Below are 20511 nucleotides of genomic sequence, written 5' to 3'. Positions count from 1 at the left end.
ACGCCCGGTCGTCCGCTGACTGTCCGCTGGCATGTGCCGCTCACCTCGCTTCCGTTGCTCGTGGTTGATCAACCGGACCACTGTAGCGCGAGGTACGCACCCCACGCTGTGATGATCGCTACGACCAGTGCCGGCGCAGGTGCGGGACGAGGTCTTCGGGCCGCTCGTCGGGGAAGAAGAGCTTCCCGCCGGGCACCTCGACGACCTCGGTGACGCCCGGGACGGCGTCCCGGAACCGGTACGCCCACTCGACGCCGAAGTTCGGGTCGCCGGTACCCCACACCAGCAGCGCCGGGACCCGGAACTCCTTGAGCAGCGGCTCGATCGCGTCCAGCTCCTCACCGCGGACCGACGTCAGCAGGCGCTCGAACTGCCGGGCCGCCTCGAGGGTCCCGAACACCGGGCGCACGAAGGCTTCCAGGACCTCGTCCGGTACCAGGTCCGGACATTCGTAGCCGCCGCCGAGGGCGCTGGTGCGGGCCCGCTCGAGGTCTGCGGCGAGCTGGACGGAAAGGGGGGCGAGCTGTCCGCGTTCGGCCAGCTCGACGACCGGGCGGAACGCCTCGGGCGGCAGGTTGCCCTGCGTGTCGCAGTTGGTCAGGGTGAGCGTGCGCAGGCGGTCGGCGTGGTGCACGGCGAAGACCTGCGCGACCGCGCCGCCGGTGTCGTTGGCGACGACGTCGAGGTCGCCGAGCTCCAGCGACTCGCAGAAGTCTCCGAGCAGCCGCGCCAGGCCGTTCAGGCTCAGGTCCTGATCGGGTGTCACCGGCGAGGCGCCGTGGCCCGGCAGGTCGGGCGCGATGCACCGGCGCTCCCCCGCCAGCTCGGTGATCGCCTTGCGCCACAACAGGTTGTTCGTCCCCGCGCCGTGCACGAAGAGCGCGACCGGCCCCTCGCCGACGTCGACGTAACTCACGTCGCCCGACGCCGTCGACACGCGCCCGCGCTGGTCCTCCCAGGTTCGCAGATCCATCGGTAAGGTCCCTCCAGAAGTAAACCGACTGACGGTCTAGTATGAACAGACCGACAGTCGGTTTGTCAACGACGGAGGCTGCCGACCGCATGAACAAGAAGATCGACCGCGGCCAGGCGACCCGCGAGCACCTCGTCGCGGTCGCCACCGGCCTGTTCACCGAACACGGCTACGACGGCACCTCGATCGAGTCCGTCCTGCGGGCCGCCGAGGTGAGCCGGGGCGCGCTCTACCACCACTTCCCCGGCAAGGACGCGCTGTTCGCCGCGGTCCTGGACACCGTCTACGACCGGGTCGAAGCCGACGGTGCGAAGGCCGTCGAGGGCATGACTGATCCGGCAGAGGCGCTGCGTGCCGCCTGCCTTACGTGGATCCGGAGCGCCGCGGACCCCGTGGTGCGGCAGGTGATGCTGATCGACGCGCCGGCCGTGCTCGGCTGGCAGCGCTGGCGCGAAGGCGACGAAGCCCGCACGCTCGGCAAGCTCAAGGTCGCCCTGCGGCTCGCGGGCCGGCTCGACCCGGTCCGCGTCGACTACTTCGCGCACGTACTCCTGGCCGGGCTGAACGAGATCGCGATGCTGGTCGCCCGCGCGGACGATCGGGTGAGCGCCGCGGTGGAGGCCGAGGCGGCCGCCGCGGACCTTCTCGACCGGTTGCTGCGGGCGTGAGAACGGGCCGGGCGACAGCGTCACCCGGCCCGTTCTCCTTGCGCTACGCGGTTTCGAACGGCTGGACGTTCGGCTGGAACACCTGGCCGTTCGCCGGCACCTTCAGGTCGGTCAGGTAGTCCGCCACGGCCTTGTCGACGCCCAGGGCGTCGCCGAGGATGCAGTGACCGAACGCGTCGACCGACAGCAGCCGGGAGTTGCCGAGCTCGGCCGCCATCCGCTGGCCGAACTTGTACTGCGTCGCCGGGTCGTAGTAGTTGCTGACCACGACGACCGGGACGTCGGTCTTGGCCCGCCACGGACCGCGGTAGACGTCCGGCTTCTTCGCCGGCCACACCGGGCAGCCCGCCGTGTCGGCGAACGCCTGGTACCGGCCGAAGGTGCGCGATTCACGCTCCCACTTCGCGGCGATGTCCGGCACCTGCTCCTGCTTGATCTTGAACGGCTTGTCGGAGCAGTTGACGGCGAAGTACGAGTCGTCGCTGGTGTAGGGGCTGTCCGGGTTCTGGTCGGCCAGGCCCTGCTTGCCGCCGGTGAGCACCTTGAGCTGCTTGGCTTGCAGCGTCTGCGCCTGCGCGCCCGCCGGGTGGAGGACGTCGTAGAGCGCCTGCAGGTCCTCGGCCAGGCCGGGGAACGCCGACGGCGAGTACAGGACGCTCGAGACCCCGCCGGTGAACGAGTTGATGTCCACCGTGCCGCCACCGGGGATGGTGATCGGCTGCTTGCGCAGGTACTCGCGCAGTTCGTCGAACTTCGCCCGCGGGGTGCCGTCGCTGAAGGCGCACTTCGCGCCGGCCTGGTCGCAGCGCTTGAGGAACCCGTCGAGCGAGATCTCGAAGCCCTGCGCGCGTTCCCGGTCGTACTGCACGCCGTCGCTGGTGCGCAGCGCCGGGTCGACGTTGCCGTCGATGACGATCGCGCGGGACTGCTTCGGGAACATCGACGTGTAGGTCGAGCCGATGAGCGTCCCGTAGGAGAAGCCGACGAAGGTCAGCTTCCGGTCGCCGACCGCCGCGCGCAGCGTGTCGAGGTCGCGCACGACGTCCTTGGTGGACATGTGGTTCAGCAGCGAGCCGGCGTTGTTCTTGCAGAACTTGCCGTAGTCGCGGTAGCTGGCGAGGGTGCCGGAGATCTCGGCGCGGCCCAGCGGCACCGGGATCTGGGCGCCGAAGACCTCGTCGGCGTCTTCCTGGGTCGTGAAGCAGCGCAGCGGGTTGCTCTGGCCGACGCCGCGCGGGTCGAACCCGACGAGGTCGAAGCGGTCGAGCACCTGCGGCTGGAAGTAGTACTGGCCGCTGATCGGCATCCGCAGGCCCGAGCCGCCGGGGCCACCGGGGTTGAGGAACAGCGAGCCGACGCGCGCGTCCGGCGTGCGGGCGGCGCGCTTCAGCAAGGCGATGTCGATGGTGCCCAGCGCGGCGTTGTCGTGGTCGATCGGCACGCGGTAGCGCGCGCAGCTGTAGAACTTCACCTGGTCCGCCGGCACGCCGGCGAGGGTGTCGCTCGAGCAGGTGCCCCAGTCGACGGCGGCGGTCGCGCCGACGACAGCGGGCTTGGCGACGGTGTCTTCGGCCGCCGCGGCGACACCGGCCGTCCCGGCCAGTCCCACGCCGGCCACGAGCGCCCCCACCAGTGCGAACGACCGCACCCGGCCCTGTGTGGATCTCGGCAAGACATCTCCTCCCTAGGTCACGCACATCCCTTGAATGTGCACAGCGCCGCGCGATCAAGACATCACGGCGCGTTACCCGGGAGACACTGGCACAAATCGGTGAATACCGGCACCGGCCGAAAGGATGGTGGGAACCTACCGATCCGGTCGACTGAGGACGAAAACGGGCAACGGGCGCCCCGCCTCTTTCTGCTCCATCGCGTACCCCGGCCAGAACTCCAGCAGCTCGGCCCACATCGCCGCGTACTCGTCCCCGTGCAGCTCCCGCGCCACGACCTCCGCCGGCTTCCCGGCGCGCGCCACCTGGCACTTCGGGTTCGCGCGGAGGTTCAACGCCCACGCCGGGTCGTTCGGGCGGCCCCAGTTGGACGCCGTCAGCACCAGGTCGTCGCCGTGCGGGAAGTAGAGCAGGTTCGTGCTGCGGGACAGCCCGCTCTTGCGGCCGGTCGTCGTGAGGCGGAGGGACGGCAGCCCGGCGAGCGCCACGAGGCTCACCCGGCCGCCGAACACCCGGTGCAGTTTCTTGTCCGCCCACACGACGAACCCGGCCGTGCGCATCAGCCACGGCTTGGTGCCGACGGCCCGGGCGAGCGCCCGGAGAGGATTAGCCACGCACAGATCTTGCCAGGCTCACCCCGAACCGCTGCTGCGAGTCGGTCCACCAGCGCTCGAGCGCGAACCCGGCCGCGGCCAGCTCCGCCTCGACGCCGGCGGGCCGGAACTTGGCCGAGATCTCCGTGCGGATGTGCTCACCCTCGGCGAACGCCACCGTGAGGTCCGCGCCCGGAATCGACACCGTCAGCGCGCGCCGGGCCCGCAGCCGCATCTCGATCCACTCGTTCTCCGCGTCCCAGTGCGACACGTGCTCGAACTCGTCGACGTCGAAGTTCGCGCCGAGGCGGGTGTTGATCACCCGGAGCACGTTCTTGTTGAATTCGCCGGTGACGCCGGCGGCGTCGTCGTAGGCGCGTTCGAGGATGCCGGAATCCTTGACCAGGTCGGTGCCGAGCAGCAGCCACTCCCCCTCGTCGAGCACCTCCCGCACCGACCGCAGGAAGGCCGCGCGCTCGGCGGGCAGGAAGTTGCCGATCGTGCCGCCGAGGAAGGCCACCACCCGCGGCTGACCGCCGGGCAGCAGGTCGAGGTGCTGGGTGAAGTCGCCGACGACCCCGCGGACGGTCAGTCCCGGGTAGTCCTTCGAGATCGCCTCGGCGGCCTCGGCGAGCGCGGACTCGGACACGTCGAGCGGCACGAACGCTTCCAGCGTCCCGTGCCCGGTGAGCGCGTCGAGCAGCAGCCGGGTCTTCTCGCTCGACCCGGATCCGAGCTCGACGAGCGTGTGCGCGCCGGTCAGCTCCGCGACGTCGACGGCGTGCGCGGCCAGCACCTCGCGCTCGCTGCGGGTCGGGTAGTACTCCGGCAGCTGGGTGATCTTCTCGAACAGCTCGCTGCCTTCGGCGTCGTAGAACCACTTGGGCGGCAGCCACTTCCGCTCGGCAGTGAGCCCGGCGACGACGTCCGCGCGCAGTTCCGCGGTGACGGCGTCGCCGGAACGGTGGTGGTCGAGATCGATCTCGGTCATGAACGCTCCTGGGTCAGGGGAAGCAGGTCGACGCCGGCCGCGGTGGCGCGCACGGCGTGGTGGTCGGGGACGGGTTTCCAGCGAGGATCGCCGTCGAGGGGCTCGGACGCGAGCAGCACGCCCGCCGGGGTTTCCAGCAGGGACAGTGCGTGCGTCCAGGCGGTGCCGATGAGGGTCGAGCCGTCGGTGAGCAGGAAGTTGAGCCGGGAGCCGGGCGCGGCCGCCTCGACGACAGCGGTCAGCCCGGCCACCGCCGTCAGCGGGTCTTCCCCCGCCGACAGCCGGGCCCGCAGCAGGGCCCACAGCACCGCCGAGTCGGTCGGCGCCTCCAAGGTGAGCAGTTCGGTGACGGGCAGGGTCTTTGCCAGTTCGGCCAAGGAATCCGGCCAGCCGCGGACGACGCCGTTGTGGCTGAACAGCCAGCGCCCCGCGGTGAACGGCGCCGCGGCCGCCTCGGTCACCGGCATGCCGGTGGTGCCGTTGCGGACCGCGGCGACGAACGCGCCCGAGGTCACCGAAGCCGCCAGCGGCGGCAGCGTCTCGTCCGTCCACAGTGGAGTGGACCGCCGGTGGCGCAGCGGTGCCGAGCCCGGGCCGGGGTACCACCCCAGCCCGAACCCGTCGGCGTTCACCGAGCCGCCGCCGCGCATGTCCGCCGGCGCGTAGGACTGCACCAGCAGTGAATGCGGCGCGCGAAAGACCGCCTCGGCGGGCGACACCGGCTCGCCGAGGTATCCGATGTGGCGGCACATGCGCCTAGCCCACCTCGCCGGGTGTGGCGTCGCGGGCCGTGCGGAAGCCGGCGAAGATCTGCCGCCGGATCGGGTAGTCCCAGTTGCGGAACGTGCCCCGGATCGCCGCTGAGTCGGTGCCGAACGAGCCGCCGCGCAGCACCTTGTACTCCGGCCCGAAGAACACCTCCGAGTACTCCCGGTACGGGAACGGCGCGAAGCCCGGGTAGCCGTGGAAGTCCGTGCTGGTCCACTCCCAGACGTCACCGATCAGCTGGTGCACGCCGGTCGGCGACGCGCCGGCCGGGTACGCCCCCGCCGGGGCGGGACGCAGGTGCCGCTGACCGAGGTTGGCGTGCTCGGCCGAGGGCTCGTCGTCGCCCCACGGGAACCGCCGCGAGCGGCCGGTCGCCGGGTCGAACCGGGCGGCCTTCTCCCACTCCGCCTCGGTCGGCAGCCGTCGCCCGGCCCAGGCCGCGTACGCCTCGGCCTCGTAGTACGAGACGTGCACGACGGGTTCGCCGGCGGTGATCCGCTCGTAGATGCCGAACCGGGTCCGCCACCAGCCGTCCTGCTCCCGCTTCCAGAACCGCGGCGCGGTGACGCCGCTCTCGCGCAGGTAGGCCCAGCCGGCCGGGCTCCACCACTGCTCGTTTTCGTAGCCGCCGCTGTCGAGGAATTCGGCGTACGAACCGCAGGTCACCGGCACGGTGTCCATCCAGAACGCTTCGACGGCCGGCGCGTGCGCCGGACGTTCGTTGTCGAGCGCCCACGGCTCGGCCGACGTGCCCATGGTGAACACCCCGCCCGGGACCAGGACTTCGGCGGGCAGCGTGCCCGAGCGGGCGGGTGGCGGCTCCGGCGCGTGGAGCACCGGGTCGCCCTTGCGCAGCTGGTGGGTGGCCAGCATGGTCTCGTCGTGCTGCTGCTCGTGCTGGGTGATCATGCCGAACGCGAACGCCTGCTCGGTCAGCCTGCTGCCCTGCAGCGGGACGCGTTCCAGCACGTCGAAGGCCTTTTCGCGGACCTGCTTGACGTACGCGCGCGCCTCGGCCGGGCCGAGCAGCGGCAGCTCCGGCCGGTCGGCCCGGGCGTGCTGGAAGGCGTCGTAGATGTCGTCGATGTCCGGGCGCAGCGGCTCGCGGCCGCCGACGTCGCGGACCAGCCACAGCTCTTCCTGGACGCCGATGTGCGCCAGGTCCCAGACCAGCGGCGACATCAGCTTGGAGTGCTGGCGGACCAGGTCTTCGTCGTCCACGGCGTCGGTCAGCGCCACGCTGCGCGCCCGCGCCCGGGTCAGTGCTTCGGCCGCCCGGGCGCGCAGGTCCTGCGCGCTCAGATCGCCCAGTGCTTCCGTGCTCATGCTTCGCTCCCCGATCGGTCCGCGCGCCCCTGCACGCTCTCGCTGATCTCGGTGATGCGGGCCGCGTCCAGCCCCGTTTCGCCCAGCTCGGCGCAGCCGACGTCGGCCAGCGCGGCCGCGACGGCCGCGAGCTCCGGGTCGGCCAGGCCGCACCGCGCCGCCGTGGTCCACCGGTCCGCGACCGGTGCGCACACCGCGCGCACCTTGTCCACAGTGGACGGACGAGCGAGCAGCGCGGCGACCAGGGCCACCGGCGCCAGCCACTCGTCCGGCGGTTGCGCGTCGAGGTACCGGATCTCCAGGTACCCCTGTGGACGGACCGGGGTGAACATCGTGGTGAGGTGGTAGTCGAGGTCTTCCGACGTCGGCTTCGGCAGCAGCGCGGCCGCGCCCCGGCCCGCGATCCAGTCGGCGAAGGTCAGCCCCTCCGGCGCGTCCCACGGCCGGTCGCCGCGGCGCAGCACCATCAAGGGGGTGTCCATCAGACGCTCGGCCCACTCCGCTGCCGGGTCGTCGCCGACGCCGGCCGTCCTGGTGCGGACCGCCTCCGTGTCGTGCACCGCGAGCCAGCGGGCGGAGGCGTGCCCGGTGTCCTGTCCGGCGTGGACGCGGGAGTTGGCGAACAGCGCCAGCAACGGCGGGCCCATCGCGTGGGCCGCCGCCCACCGGGCCGCGTACTGCTCCGGCTCGCCGGTGTCGACGCTGACCTGCAGGCCCGCGGTGCCGGCCATCATGGTGATGCCACCTTGGCCGATCTGCGCGAACCGGCGTTCCATCGCCGCGTAACGCGGCGTCTGCAGGATCCGGCGCGGCGGCCGGTGGGCGTCGATGCCCGTTTCGCCCAGCACGAGGCCGTGCCGGGCGAGGCGGTCACGCAGGTGGTGGAGGTCGGCCGAGACGACTGCGTCGAGTTCGTGCAGCGTGGCCTGGGGAAGAGCGGAGATTTCGACCTGGCACCCGGGCTCGAGGCTCACCGGGGAACCTGCCGGGAGCGGCGCAGCGGGGCTGTCGGGGCGGAGCGTCCGCGGGGTGTGCGGACCCAGCGCCGTGGCGAGGAGGTCGGGATCGAGGGGTCTTGCCGGGTCGTCGGCGTGGTGCACGATGAATTCCAGCTCGACGCCGGTCAGGCGAGGTGGCCCGTGCTTGAAGCACACCGATGCCACATACGCCTCCCCGGCCGCGCGGTCCGCCAGGACCCGCGCGGTACGGTTCGACGCACTACCCGACTTCTCGGGAAAATGGTGCACCGTAGACACTTCAGCCGCTTCTGTCATGTCCGTCCTTGTTCCGTGTGGTGGAACTTCTTGACTTCGGACGCTACACGCGGGGTACGACAAAATCAGGCCCGATCTTGCGATGCAAGACGGGTTCACCACTCCGTAAGAAGTCCCGGATCAGGGCAAAGCGGACTCGGTGCCCGGGCCCAGCTCGGCCGCCGAGGCCCGCACGGCTTCGATCACCAAGTGCAACGCCGGCCGCCGGAACGCGGTCGGCCGGTAGGCGATCGACACCGTCCGCAGCAGCGGCGTGGTGAGGGCGACGACGTCGATCCCGGGCGGCCGCAGCAGCCGCAGGCCCAGGTCCGAAACGAGGGTGACGCCGAGCCCCGCCCCCACCATCGCCATCGCCGTGGACTGCTCCTCGACCTCGTGGTTGATCTTCGGGGAGAAGCCGTGCCGCCGGCAGGCGGTGCGCATCGCCCGGCCGAAGTGCGACTTCGCGCTGGCCAGGATCCACGGGTGCTCGGCGAGCTGGTCCAGGGAGGCCGTCCCCGCCGGGACCGCGCCCCGCGGCACCGCGGCGTGCAGCCGCTCGACGGCCACGACGGCACGTTCCAGCCCGCCGTCCCAGGGCGTCGGCGCGTCGGAGTAGTCGATCACGAACGACAGGTCGAGCGTGCCGTCGCGGACGGCTTCGGCGGTGTCCTCCGGCGCCAGCTCGCGCGTGCGCACCTGGATGCCGGGGTGCTCGCCGGCCAGCGCGGTCAGCGCCGTCGGAAGCAACCCGGAAGCGACCGACGCCCACACGCCGGCGGTCAGCCGGACCGTCCGGGCCTCCTGGGCTTCCTCCAGGGCGAGTGTCGCGCGCTCCACCGAACCGAGGATCTCCTCCGCGTGCTCGGTCAGCAGGTTGCCCAGCTCGGTCAGCTGGACGCGCCGGCCGAGCCGTTCGAACAGCTTCGCGCCGACGTCGCGCTCGAGCTGCGCGAGCTGCTGCGATACCGCTGAAGCGGTGTAGTGCAGCGACGCGGCGGCCGCTGTCACCGTGCCCCGGCGGTGCAGCTCGCGAAGCATCCGCAAGCGGTGCAACGAAAGCTCCATGAACCAAACCTAAACGAGATCGTGCAGGTTCGTTAAATGGACGGGCGGGCCACCGGGAGCGCACGCTCGGGAGAGGCGGTCGCCGGACCGCCCCGGACTTTCCCTGGAGGTGAGTGGCCCTGATGACCCCGCGCAATGCCGAGCCGCTGATGCGACTGACGTGGACCGATCCCATCACCGGCGCGAACGGCTACCTGGTCGTGCACAGCCTGGTCTCCGGCGTCGCCACCGGCGGCACCCGGATGCGGGCGGGCTGCACGATGAGCGAGGTCGAGGACCTCGCCCGGGGCATGGCCAACAAGACCGCGACCTTCAACCTGCCGGTCGGCGGGGCGAAGGGCGGCATCGACTTCGACCCGAAGGACCCGCGGGCGTTCGGCGTGCTGAAGCGGTTCTGCGCGTTCCTGCGGCCGTGGCTGGACGCGCACTGGGTGACCGCCGAGGACCTCGGCGTGCCCCAGCACCTGATCGACGAGGTCTTCGCCGAACTCGGGCTCGAGCAGTCGTACCACGCGGCGATCGCCCGTTCGGCCGATCCGGCGCGCACCCTGCGCCGGGTGCAAGCGGGCCTCAACGCGCCGGTGCCCGGCGGGCTACTGCTCGGCGACGTCGTCGGCGGCTACGGCGTGGCGCAGGCGTGCCTCGGCGTCGCGGCGGCGTGGGACTGGGACGTGCGCGAGACGACCGTGGCGATCCAGGGCATCGGCACCATGGGCGGCGGCGCGGCCTGGTACCTGCACGAGGCGGGGATGAAGGTGGTCGCGGTGGCCGACGCCGCGGGCACGCTCTACGACCCGGTCGGGCTCGACGTCCCGGCGCTGCTGGAGCTGCGCGACCGCTTCGGCGAGATCGACCGGTCCCGACTTCCCGACGGGGTGCGCTCGCTGCCCCGGGAGACGGTCGTCGGCATCGACGCGGACATCTTCGTGCCGGCCGCGATCTCGTACGCGCTGCGGCCGGACAACGAGAACCTGGTCAAGGCGGCAGTGGTCGTCGAGGCCGCCAACGCGGCGACGACGCCGGAAGCGGAAGCCGCGCTCTCGGCACGGGGTGTCGCGGTGGTGCCGGACTTCGTCGCCAACGCGGGTGCGGCGGCGTGGGCGTGGTGGCTGCTGCTGGGCGAGGTCGGCGCGGACCCGGCCGACTCGTTCCTGCGGCTGCGCACGGAGATGCAGGCCAAGATCGCCCTCCTGCTGGCCGAGTGGAACATGGACCGGCTGCCGCTGCGCATCACCGGGCTGCGGCTGGCCGAGACCACCCGGGCCCAGCGCGCCGAGGCGGCCCTCGCGCCGGAGGGTGAGCCGGCGCTGCTCATCCCGTAGGACAACGGCCTCTGGAGGCCACCATCAGGGCACTGGATGCCCTGATGGTGGCCTCCAGAGGCGTTTCAGCGGGCGAAGCGGTCGGTGGCGCCGACCAGGACGTCCTGCATCGACGCGTTCTGGGTGGTGTGCCCGACGTCGTCCAGCATCACCAGTTCGCTGCCCGGCCAGGCGTGGTGCAGCAGCCACGGCGTGCCGACGATGTTGCTCGTGTCCAGCACGCCCTGCGCGAGCACGGCCGGGATCCCGGCGAGCTTGCCCGCCTCCCGCAGGATCATGCCGTCCTCGAGGAACGCGCGGTTGCTGAAGTAGTGCGTGACCAGCCGGGCGAAGCAGAGCTGGTACTCCGGATCCTCGAAGACGTCGTGCGGCGGGACGCCGGGCAGCATCGCGTCCTCCCAGGCGCACCAGTCCGCCGCCGCCTTCCGGTGGACCGCCGGGTCCGGGTCCAGCAGCAGCCGGTTGTAGGCGGCCGAGAGGTCGCCGTCGCGGTCGCTCTCCGGCACGCCTTCGCGGAACTTGGCGAAGCCCTCCGGGAAGTACGCGCCGAGGCCGCGGATCAGCATCTCGATCTCGATGTGGCGGTCGGTCGCCAGGCCCATCAGGACCATTTCGCTGACCCGGCCGGGGTGGCGCAGGGCGTAGGTCAGGCTGAGCACCGAGCCCCAGGACCCGCCGAACAGCAGCCACTTCTCGATGCCGAGCCGGGTGCGCAGCAGCTCGAAGTCGGCGACGAGGTGGTCGGTGGTGTTGGCGGAGAGGTCGGCGACCGGCGCCCCGGCGTGCGGGGTGCTGCGGCCGCAGCCGCGCTGGTCGACGAGCACGACCCGGTACTTCGCCGGGTCGAAGTACCGGCGAAGGTTCGCCGAGCAGCCGGAGCCGGGCCCGCCGTGCACGACCAGCGCGGGCTTGCCGTCCGGATTTCCGCAGGTCTCCCAGTAGATCTCGTGCCCGTCGCCGACGTCGAGCAGGCCGTGTTCGCAAGGTTCGATCTCGGGGTAGAGCCCAGTCATCAGCGCGTCCTTCCACCGGATACAACAGCGCTGTCACATTAGCGCTGCCGACGACTCCGGCGCGCGGCCTTTTCCGCTCAGACGAGGGCGCCGGCCAGCTCCATGAGCGTGCCGGCCAGCTCGCGCGGACCCCCCGGGCCGATGTGGATGACGGCGTCGTCGCCCTCGCCGGAGGTGTAGCTGAGGTAGCGGCCCCAGTCCGTGTCGGCGTAGTGCAGCGGCTGCCGTAAGCAGGTGTGACGCCCGACGTCGTCCCGTCTGCCGACGTAGAGCTCCCCGCTGCCCGAAACCGGGCGCTGCACGAGGCTGACGACGTCGGCGACCGCCGGGTCCAGCGGGTAGGCGTCCTGACCGCGGCGGGCCGCCTCGGTCAGCTCCGCCACCCGGACCGTGCGCGGGTGCCCGCCGCCCGCGCCCAGCGGCGGCAGCTGCTCGACGAGCGACTCGGCGAGCCGGTTCCGGTCGATCTCCTGGACGCCGACCTGCGTCCCGTCGGAGACCGCGAGGATCGCCTGGAGGCCCTTCGCGGCGGCGAGCACGCCGTAGGTCCGGCCGTCGACCCCGACCCAGCCGTAGAACTCCCGCGCCGGGTTCACCAGCAGCGGGAGCCAGTCGAGGAAGTCGACAGTCGCCCGGCCGCGCGGGTCGACCAGCCCGGCCTCCGCCAGTGCGGCGTCGACCCGCTTGTCGGCCTCATCGCGCTCCACCGGCGAGAGCCACAGCGGCTCCGGGCGCAGGGTGAGGTGCAGCTGACCGACCTGCTCGCGCTCGGCCAGCGCGGCCAGCGCCTCGACCGGAACATCAACCCGGCCTGTTGCCACGTCCACCCGCCTACTCGCCGATGACCGGCGGGCTGGTCCGCTGGTCGGTACCGAAGATCGCGTCCGGGTCCGCCTCGATCAGGTAGTCCGGCCGCTGGTGCTCATCATCTTCCTCACCCTCGCCCCGGCGGCCGCCGGGGCCCATCGGTCCCGCCTGCCCGGAGCGCCCGCCGGCCGACCGTCCGGCGGCGGCCTCCGCGGCCGCCGCGTTGCCGAGGCCGCCCATGCCGGATCCGCGTCCGCTGCCGAGCCCGCGCTCCCCCGCGGCACCGGATCCGCTGCCGCCGGTGCCGCTGCCGGACCCGCCGATCGGGCGGCCGTTGGCGTCGAGCAGCCGGCTGCCGGCGTTCCCGCTCGTCGGACCGCGGCCCCCGGTGCTCGAGTTGGGATCGCTGCCGAAGGTGTTCGAGTAGTTCTGGCCGCCACCCCCACCGGTGTTGGTCGGGTAGAAGTCGACCCCGCCGGTGCCGGGCGGCGTCTTGCCGGGCCGGTCCGTGGTCCGCTGGTCGGTCGGCAGCTGCGTCGTCGTCGGCCACGTCGTGCTGGTCGGCCGGGTGGTGTCGGTCGGACGCGTCGTGTCCGTCGGCCGCGTGGTGTCGGTCGGCCGTCCGGTGTCCGTCGGACGACCGGTGTCGGTCGGCCGGGTCGTGTCGGTCGGGCGGCCCGTGTCGTCGGTGCTGCCCGGCTTGTCGGAGCCACCGGTGTGCGTGGTGTCGACGCTGGTGGTCGAGGTGTGGTCGTCAGGACCCGGCGGCGGCGGGTCCACCCATCCCTCGTGCAACCTGATGACGTGCTCGATCCGCCCGGGACCTCCTCCCGTCTCGACGGAGATGGTGGAGCCGTCGGACTCGAGGACGCCGTAGTCGGTGGGGAGCGCCGACCTCGTGCTGTCGGTGGCGTTGCTGTACTGGTCCATCACGCGGACATTGGTGTCGTTCGCCGCGTTGTACTTCGCCATGCCCTCTTGGTAGTTGTCGATGTCGTCCTTCGCCATGAAGGGCCCGGCGATCGGGATCGCGGCCTTCAACCCGACGCTCCAAGCGCTGGGCTTGTCCGGCTTCGGCGGCACCTCGACGACGCTGTAGCTCGAGTCGTCGAAAACGGCGGCCTGGGTCTTCACGGAGTCCGTGGTCGCGTCCAACGGCTTCGAACTTTCCCGGAAGGCCATTTCCATGGGGCCGGCGCCCGCGTTCGCCGCGTCCGCCGCGTCACCGCTCCACGACTCCACCATGCGGGCCTGGAGTGCTTTGATGCTCGCCCCGTGCTCCATGTAGGCGTCGGACAGCTCCTGGACGGTTTCCGCCATCTGCTGGAGCCCTCGGGTGTCGCCCTGTCTGAAGTTGTCGAAGATCTGCTTGCCGTCCACTCGTCAAGCCCCCTTGAGTGTTTTGATGATGCTCGCCGCCACCTGGGTGGCCGCCCCGCAGGAGTCGTCCTGGCCCTGGTACCCCTGGGCGTACACGTCGAACGTGAGGTCGTCGGCGATGCCGACGTCCATGCCGCAGTTACCCCTCGGCCGTTCGTCCACGATGCCCCAGTGGACGGCCGGATAGCCCTCGACGTCCGGAGCGCGCTCGAGGAACCGGATGTAAGTCTTGTTCTGGTAGCCGTTGTAGAGCCCGGCCAGGCCGCCTGTCCCCCGGTCGCGGTTTCCCGTCCCGATCGTCACGGACAGGCCGATGCCTTCACCGTGCCGCGTCCAGCTGCAGGACGGCCCCGCCTGGGTGAAGACCGAGTCGTTGTTCTGCGCCTCGAACCGACCCGGGTCGGTGAAGCGCAGCGACGCGAGGATGTCCTGCGGGACGATCGCGCAGGTGTCGCCGGCGTACTTGCTCGCGTCCAGGGGCGTGGCGACCTTCGGCACGCCGGGATCCGCGGACGGCGCGTCGGTCGCCGAGGATTCCGCCGTCGACGGGGAGGCCGTGCCGCCGGTCGTCGTGGTGCACGCGGTCGCGAGTCCCGCGGAAACCGCCGCGACAGCAGCCAGGACACCCAGTTTGCTTCGGAACAAGTTCGGCTCGCCTATGCCTTGAAGGTGTCGGACAGGTCCTGGTCGGTGACCACGGTCTTCGACTGCGCTTCCTTGAGCTTCTTGATGTAGTCCTGCGCGTACTGCCGCATGGACGTGTTCTGGTTGAGCAACGCGACGATCGAGTCGGAACTGGTCGAGGCGTAGCTCCCGCTCACCGGGTCCTTGCCGGGCGCCGCCCCGCTGACCATGAGGAGGTGCTGGATCTTGGTGCCGTCGTCGGTGATCTTGTCCAGGACGTCCTCCCACTGGCCGATCACCGCGTTGAGCTCCGCCGGGTCCATCTTGAACTGGCCGCCCTTGCCCCCGCCGTAGACGCGGCCCGGAGTGTCGAGGACATCGCCCCACAGCGCTTGTGCCGCCTGCCCGGCCTCACCGATGATCACGCCGCGCACCTTCCCCTCAGTTCACCCACTGTGATGGTGCAAAGATTAGCCAACTGTCTCACGCCGTGTCAGCGAATCGCCGCAACGTTCCGACGAAGGGGCGAGCCGTCCGGTTCCCGGACACTCCGGGTCACAGTACGTACGTACGGATTGCGAAGTCCCGGTCCGCGATGCCAGGATTTCAGGATGCCACGCGTAAGCCAGGATCACCTCGACGCACGACGGCGCCAGATCCTCGACGGCTCGCGTGTGTGCTTCGCACGCTACGGGTACGAAGGTGCCACAGTCCGGCGCCTGGAGGAAGCCACCGGTCTGTCCCGGGGCGCGATCTTCCACCACTTCCGCGACAAGGAGTCGCTCTTCCTCGCCCTCGCCGAGGACGACGCCATCCGGATGGCCGACGTCGTCGCCGAGCAGGGCCTGGTCCAGGTGATGCGCGACCTCCTCGCCGGCGGCGACCACCCGGCCGACTGGCTCGGCACCCGCCTCGAGGTCTCCCGGCGGCTGCGCACCGATCCGGAGTTCCGCGGCCGCTGGGCCGAGCGCTCCGAGCAGCTGACCACCGCCACCCGCCTGCGCTTGCTGCGTCAGCGGGAGGCCGGGATCCTGCGCGACGACGTCGACGTCGACGTCCTCACCGCGTTCCTGGAGCTCGTCCTCGAAGGCCTGGTCTCGCACCTGGCCATGGGCCTGCCGGCCGCCGGCCTCGGGCCGGTGCTCGACCTCGTCGAGGAGACCGTGCGGCGGCACCGGCCGGGCACCGCCTGATCCGTCGTGGTCAAATGGCCCGCGTGGATCTCCTCGAGGCGCACGGCCACGCGTTGCGGGCCTTCGGCGACGCGGTGCACGCGGCCGGCGACACCGACTGGGGCCACCGGACACCGTGCACCGAGTGGACGGTCCGCGACCTCGTGAACCACCTCGTCGCCGAGCAGCTCTGGGCGCCTTCCCTCCTGGCCGGCGCCACTTTGGACGACGTGGGCGACCGCTACGACGGCGACGTCCTCGGCGGCGACCCGGTGTCCGCCTGGGACAGGGCCGCCGAAGCCGCCCGCGAAGCCTTCCTCGACGACGGTGTGCTGGAACGCGCGGTGCACGTGTCGACCGGGCTGCTCCCCGCCCGCGAGTACGGCTGGCAGATGACGATCGACGCCGCCGTGCACGCGTGGGACCTCGCGACGGCGCTGGGTCTCCCCTGCCCGGTGACGGAGGAACTCGCCGAGCGGCTCCTCGACGTCGTCCGGCCCTGGCTGGACGAGTGGCAGGGGCTCGGCATCTTCGACCCGCCAGTCCCGGTCCCCCGCGGCGCGGGCCCGGTCGCGCGGCTCGTGGCCCTGCTCGGACGCCGACCGCGGTGATTCACCCGCCGAGGTGAGCGCGCCGACACACGGATATCCCCGCGAGCCGGCGCGGGGACACGTTAAGATTGTCCGCATAATCGCAGTACACGCCGATTTGCTGGTAGGAGTGACCGTTTCGTGCGCGCAGCGCAGTCACCTGGTGACAGTACCGAGCCGGGTGACCGACCCGGCTGTCCGATAGGTTCATCCCCCGCCGACCGGGCGGGTGCGGAATGATCCAAGTCCTCTTCGCCGTGCTCGGCGTCCTCGTCTTCGTGCTGCTGACCGTGGGCACCGGACTCGCCGTCGCCGCCGAGTTCTCGCTGACCGCGCTCGAGCGCAGCACCGTCGAGGCCAACGTGCGCCAAGTCGGCGACCGCCGGTCACTGACCGTCCAAAAGGCACACCGGACCCTGTCCTTCCAGCTCTCCGGCGCCCAGGTCGCGATCACGCTCACCACGCTGATCACCGGGTACCTGGCCGAGCCGCTCATCGGCGAGCTCGTCCGGCCGCTGCTGACCGGCGTCGGACTTCCCGAAGCGTTCGCCGCGGGGGCGTCGATCGTGCTCGCCCTGATCATCGCCACCTCGCTGTCGATGATCCTCGGCGAAATGGTGCCGAAGAACCTCGCCATCGCCCGGCCGCTGCCGACCGCGCGCGCCGTCACCGGCTACCACTCGCGGTTCTCCTCGCTGTTCCGCTGGCTCATCACGATCATGAACAACAGCGCGAACTTCCTCGTGCGCAAGTTCGGCGTGGAGCCCCAGGAGGAGCTGCGGTCCGCGCGCTCGCCGCAGGAGCTGGGCTCGATCGTGCGCTCCAGCGCCGAGAGCGGGACGCTCGACACGTCGACCGCCGAGCTCCTGGACCGCTCGCTGCGCTTCGGCGAGCGCACCGCGGAAGAGCTCATGACCCCGCGCGTGCAGCTCGAATCGCTCGCGATCGACGACACCATCGAGGACCTCATCGACATCTCGCGCCGCACCGGGTTCTCGCGGTTCCCGGTGCACGCCGAGGACCTCGACGACGTGCGCGGCGCTGTGCACGTCAAGCAGGCCTTCGCGGTGCCCGCCGCCGACCGCGCCGCCGTGCCGATCGGCTCGGTCATGCGGCCGGTGCCGACCGTGCCCGAGTCCCTGCCCGGCGACGACCTGCTCAACCGGCTGCGCGACTCCCGCTTCCAGCTGGCGATCGTCGTCGACGAGTACGGCGGCACGGCCGGGCTCGTGACCCTGGAGGACGTCGTCGAGGAGATCATCGGCGACGTCCGCGACGAGCACGACGACCACGAGGGCCCCGCGTCGCAGCAGGTCGGCACCGACAGCTGGCTGGTCTCCGGGCAGCTGCGCGCCGACGAGGTCACCGACGTCACCGGCTTCCGGATGCCCGACGGCGACTACGAGACCATCGCCGGGCTGATCCTCGAGCGGCTGGGCAAGATCCCCGCCGAGGGCGACGCCGCGGAGGTCGACGACTGGCGGCTCACCGTCACCACGATGGACAAGCTCCGGATCGCCGAGGTCGAAGTGGCCCCGGTCCCGACGGTGGCGGAAGCCGAGGTGGTCTCGTGAGCGACTGGCTGAACATCGCCCTCGTCGTGGTCCTGCTGCTGACCAACGCCTTCTTCGTCGGCGCGGAGTTCACCCTGATCTCCTCGCGGCGCGACAGGCTCGAAGCGCTGCTGGAGCAGGGCAAGACGCGCGCGAAGATCGTGATCAACGCGAGCAAGCACGTGTCGCTGATGCTCGCCGGCGCGCAGCTGGGCATCACCATCTGCTCGCTGCTGCTCGGCCGCCTCGGCGAACCCGCGATCGCGCACCGGCTGTCGGCGTTCTTCGACCTGCTGGGCCTGCCCGAGACGCTGCTGCACGCGGTCTCGTTCGCCATCGCGCTGGCGTTCATCACCGTGCTGCACGTCCTCATCGGCGAGATGGTGCCGAAGAACCTCGCGATCGCCGAGCCCGAGCGGCTCGCGCTGTGGCTGGTTCCGGTGCACGTCGGGTGGGTGAAGATCGCCAACCCGTTCATCTGGCTGCTGAACTTCGTCGCCAACTCGCTGCTGCGCGCGTTCAAGGTGGAGCCGAAGGACGAGCTCGAGACGGCTTACACCTCCGACGAGCTGGCCGAGCTGCTCAGCGAGTCGCGGCGGGAAGGCCTGATCGACCAGTCCGAGCACCGGCGGCTCACCCAGACACTGTCGTCGGTGCAGAAGACGGTGGCCGACGTGCTGGTGCCGACCGCGGAGCTGACGACCCTGCCGTGCGGGCCGACCGTCGGCGACGTCGAGCGGGCGGTGTCCTCCACCGGGTTCTCGCGCTTCCCGGTGTGCACCGACGACGGGCGGCTGACCGGCTACATCCACGTCAAGGACGTCCTCGACCTGGCCGGGCACGACCCGGCGACGATCGTGCCCGACGCCAAGACCCGCCCGCTCACCGAGTTGCGCGCCGACGCCCGCCTCGACGTCGCGCTGTCGGCCATGCGCAAGGAGGGCAGCCACCTGGCGCGGGCGCTCGACACGGCGGGCGCCGCCGTCGGCGTCGTCGCGCTCGAAGACCTCGTCGAGGAGTACGTGGGCACGGTGCGCGACGGAACCCACGTGGGCGCGTGACCGCCGTCGACGTGCTCGCCGAACCGGACTGGCTGGCCCGGGAGGCGGCGCACGTCGAGCGGATGCGGCGGTGGACGGTCCCGCACCAGGAGCGGCGCTCGCGGGGCGAGAAGCACCCGGTGCTGGACTTCCTGTTCACCTATTACTCGTACCGGCCCTCGCACCTCGAGCGGTGGCAGCCCGGGCCCGGCGTCGCGCTCGCCGGGCCCGCGGCGCGGCGCTTCCTGGACCGCAAGGGGTACGTCGAGACCGCCGACGGCGTGGTCCTCGACCCGGCGGGCTTCACCGAGGGCAAGACGCGGACGGCCGAGTTCGTCCTCGGCCTGCTGACCGCGACGGCGTCCCGCGCACCGCGGCTGAGCTGCTTCGGGCTGCACGAGTGGGCGATGGTCTACCGCGAGCCCGCCGACTCGGTGCGGCACAACCAGGTCCCGCTCCGGCTCGGCTCGGCGGGCACGGACGAGGTCGTCGATTCCCTGGACATCCGGTGCGGGCACTTCGACGCGTTCCGGTTCTTCACCGCCGACGCCCGGCCGCGCAACGAGCTGACGCCGGCCCGGGAGACGCAGGTCGCATTCGAGCAGCCGGGGTGCCTGCACGCGAACATGGATCTGTTCAAATGGGCTTACAAGCTCGATCCGTTCGTGCCCGCGGAGCTCGTGGCGGACGGGTTCGAGCTGGCCGTCGAGATCCGGACGCTGGACATGCGGGCCAGCCCGTACGACCTGGCCGCGCTCGGCTATCCGCCGGTGCGGATCGAGACGGCCGAGGGAAGAGCCGAATACGCCCGGGCCCAGGGTGATTTCGCCCGGCGGGCGGCGCCGGTGCGTGCTCGCCTGATCGCGCACTGCCATAGCCTGGTCGGCGCAGCACCCTGAGTACGCGCCACTGTGAGTCGGATTATTCTCTCACCGATACTCACCTGTTAGGGTGATAACGGTTTCATTGCATCGCAGCGCGTGCTTGACATGCGCAGACGCCGAAAGGACGACGATGGGGCGACACACCCGGGACGACGAGCCCGTGCCGCACCCTCAGGACCGTGCCGGGACGCCGGGCGGACGCCGCCCGCAGCCGGGCGACGCCCCTCGTGCCGCAGGCCGGGGTGAGGCTTCTGGCGCGTACCCGGTCGCCGGCAAAGGCTCGAAGACCCCGAAGCGCAGCTCCATCTCGGACGCCTTCGGGATCGCCGGCCGCGGCGCCCCTCGCGGTGAATCGTCGGGCTACTTCGTCTCCGGGGGCGAAGCCTCCGGCTCCCACCCGGTCGCCGGCCGCGGTGAGCCGACCGGCTCGCACCCCGCCGCCCGCGGTGAGGTTTCCGGTTCCTACCCGGCCGCCGGGCGCGGAGAATCGTCGCCCGCCGCCCGCCGCGGTGAGACTTCCGGCACCTACCCCGTCGCCGGCCGCGGCGAAGCACCCGCCGGCCGTCGCAGCGAGACCTCCGGTTCTTACCCGGTCGCGGCACGCGGTGAGACTTCCGGCGCCCACCCCGTCGCCGGCCGCGGTGAGCCGACCGGCTCGCACCCCGCCCCCCGCGGCGAGGCTTCCGGTTCCTACCCGGCCGCCGGCCGCGGAGAATCGTCACCCGCCGCCCGCCGCGGTGAGACTTCCGGCACCTACCCCGTCGCCGGCCGCGGCGAAGCACCCGCCGGCCGTCGCAGCGAGACCTCCGGTTCTTA

The 20511-nt window shown here is 71.5% G+C and carries 20 protein-coding genes and 1 pseudogene; 8 read left to right on the top strand and 13 right to left on the bottom strand.

Annotated elements, in window-relative coordinates:
• Positions 1-118: 118 nt before the first annotated feature.
• The gene (locus AB0M59_RS44185; protein WP_364627722.1) at positions 119-973 is read right to left on the bottom strand and encodes an alpha/beta hydrolase; all 855 of its coding nucleotides are present in this window, start codon (positions 971-973) and stop codon (positions 119-121) included.
• Positions 974-1062: 89 nt separating this feature from the next.
• On the opposite strand from AB0M59_RS44185, the gene AB0M59_RS44180 reads away from it, so the two are divergent.
• Positions 1063-1641: a TetR/AcrR family transcriptional regulator gene (locus AB0M59_RS44180; protein ID WP_364627721.1), complete on the top strand. Its 579-nt coding sequence runs from the start codon at positions 1063-1065 to the stop codon at positions 1639-1641.
• 43 nt (positions 1642-1684) lie between these two features.
• Here the strand turns inward: AB0M59_RS44180 and AB0M59_RS44175 are convergent, their stop codons facing one another.
• From AB0M59_RS44175 to AB0M59_RS44145, 7 genes are all read right to left on the bottom strand, one after another.
• A complete protein-coding gene (locus AB0M59_RS44175) occupies positions 1685-3289 on the bottom strand; it encodes an alpha/beta hydrolase (RefSeq protein ID WP_364627781.1) in 1605 nt (534 codons plus the stop codon).
• Positions 3290-3448: 159 nt separating this feature from the next.
• Positions 3449-3871: a nitroreductase family deazaflavin-dependent oxidoreductase gene (locus tag AB0M59_RS44170; RefSeq protein WP_364627780.1), complete on the bottom strand. Its 423-nt coding sequence runs from the start codon at positions 3869-3871 to the stop codon at positions 3449-3451.
• A gap of 46 nt (positions 3872-3917) precedes the next feature.
• Positions 3918-4895, bottom strand: coding sequence for an L-histidine N(alpha)-methyltransferase (gene egtD, locus AB0M59_RS44165; protein ID WP_364627719.1), 978 nt, complete (start codon positions 4893-4895; stop codon positions 3918-3920).
• A complete protein-coding gene (egtC, locus tag AB0M59_RS44160) occupies positions 4892-5647 on the bottom strand; it encodes an ergothioneine biosynthesis protein EgtC (RefSeq protein WP_364627717.1) in 756 nt (251 codons plus the stop codon). The genes egtD and egtC overlap by 4 nt, the downstream gene beginning before the upstream one ends.
• Before the next feature lie 4 nt (positions 5648-5651).
• Positions 5652-6989 carry an ergothioneine biosynthesis protein EgtB gene (egtB, locus tag AB0M59_RS44155; RefSeq protein WP_364627715.1) on the bottom strand — a complete coding sequence of 446 codons (1338 nt, stop codon included), beginning with the start codon at positions 6987-6989 and terminating at the stop codon, positions 5652-5654.
• Positions 6986-8245 (bottom strand): glutamate-cysteine ligase family protein, encoded by a 1260-nt coding sequence (locus tag AB0M59_RS44150; protein ID WP_364627778.1) that lies wholly within the window; start codon positions 8243-8245, stop codon positions 6986-6988. The genes egtB and AB0M59_RS44150 overlap by 4 nt, the downstream gene beginning before the upstream one ends.
• A 138-nt stretch (positions 8246-8383) precedes the next feature.
• The gene (locus AB0M59_RS44145; protein WP_364627714.1) at positions 8384-9310 is read right to left on the bottom strand and encodes a LysR substrate-binding domain-containing protein; all 927 of its coding nucleotides are present in this window, start codon (positions 9308-9310) and stop codon (positions 8384-8386) included.
• 122 nt (positions 9311-9432) lie between these two features.
• Between AB0M59_RS44145 and AB0M59_RS44140 the strand changes: the two genes are divergently transcribed.
• Entirely contained in the window at positions 9433-10632 is a 1200-nt protein-coding gene (locus tag AB0M59_RS44140) for a Glu/Leu/Phe/Val dehydrogenase dimerization domain-containing protein (RefSeq protein ID WP_364627712.1), read from the top strand.
• A gap of 65 nt (positions 10633-10697) precedes the next feature.
• Here AB0M59_RS44140 and pip read toward each other — a convergent pair whose 3' ends face one another.
• The 5 genes from pip to AB0M59_RS44115 form a co-directional block, all read right to left on the bottom strand.
• Complete coding sequence (pip, locus tag AB0M59_RS44135) at positions 10698-11645, bottom strand: prolyl aminopeptidase (protein ID WP_364627711.1); 948 nt, start codon at positions 11643-11645, stop codon at positions 10698-10700.
• Between the two features lie 77 nt (positions 11646-11722).
• A complete protein-coding gene (locus AB0M59_RS44130) occupies positions 11723-12472 on the bottom strand; it encodes an ESX secretion-associated protein EspG (RefSeq protein WP_364627710.1) in 750 nt (249 codons plus the stop codon).
• Between the two features lie 4 nt (positions 12473-12476).
• Positions 12477-13832, bottom strand: coding sequence for a hypothetical protein (locus AB0M59_RS44125; protein WP_364627708.1), 1356 nt, complete (start codon positions 13830-13832; stop codon positions 12477-12479).
• Between the two features lie 3 nt (positions 13833-13835).
• On the bottom strand, positions 13836-14477 hold the full coding sequence (locus tag AB0M59_RS44120) for a DUF3558 domain-containing protein (protein WP_364627706.1): 642 nt from the start codon (positions 14475-14477) through the stop codon (positions 13836-13838).
• Between the two features lie 11 nt (positions 14478-14488).
• Positions 14489-14881 carry a hypothetical protein gene (locus tag AB0M59_RS44115; protein ID WP_364627704.1) on the bottom strand — a complete coding sequence of 131 codons (393 nt, stop codon included), beginning with the start codon at positions 14879-14881 and terminating at the stop codon, positions 14489-14491.
• A 186-nt stretch (positions 14882-15067) separates the two neighbouring features.
• Between AB0M59_RS44115 and AB0M59_RS44110 the strand changes: the two genes are divergently transcribed.
• The 6 genes and pseudogenes from AB0M59_RS44110 to AB0M59_RS44085 form a co-directional block, all read left to right on the top strand.
• The gene (locus AB0M59_RS44110) at positions 15068-15649 is read left to right on the top strand and encodes a helix-turn-helix domain-containing protein (RefSeq protein WP_364627703.1); all 582 of its coding nucleotides are present in this window, start codon (positions 15068-15070) and stop codon (positions 15647-15649) included.
• Positions 15650-15672: 23 nt separating this feature from the next.
• A complete protein-coding gene (locus AB0M59_RS44105) occupies positions 15673-16239 on the top strand; it encodes a TIGR03086 family metal-binding protein (RefSeq protein WP_364627702.1) in 567 nt (188 codons plus the stop codon).
• Positions 16240-16454: 215 nt separating this feature from the next.
• Complete coding sequence (locus tag AB0M59_RS44100) at positions 16455-17792, top strand: hemolysin family protein (protein WP_364627701.1); 1338 nt, start codon at positions 16455-16457, stop codon at positions 17790-17792.
• Positions 17789-18832, top strand: coding sequence for a hemolysin family protein (locus AB0M59_RS44095; protein WP_364627699.1), 1044 nt, complete (start codon positions 17789-17791; stop codon positions 18830-18832). Before AB0M59_RS44100 ends, AB0M59_RS44095 begins: the two co-directional genes overlap by 4 nt.
• Positions 18829-19710 (top strand): 3-methyladenine DNA glycosylase, encoded by an 882-nt coding sequence (locus AB0M59_RS44090; RefSeq protein WP_364627698.1) that lies wholly within the window; start codon positions 18829-18831, stop codon positions 19708-19710. Before AB0M59_RS44095 ends, AB0M59_RS44090 begins: the two co-directional genes overlap by 4 nt.
• A 115-nt stretch (positions 19711-19825) precedes the next feature.
• Positions 19826-20511: pseudogene (locus AB0M59_RS44085) on the top strand (hypothetical protein); the annotation flags it as partial.

This window comes from Amycolatopsis sp. NPDC051371 (assembly GCF_040682155.1).
Lineage (GTDB): Bacteria > Actinomycetota > Actinomycetes > Mycobacteriales > Pseudonocardiaceae > Amycolatopsis.
Note: the sequence above shows the minus strand (reverse complement) of the source record. Positions and strands in the feature narration are given on the sequence as shown.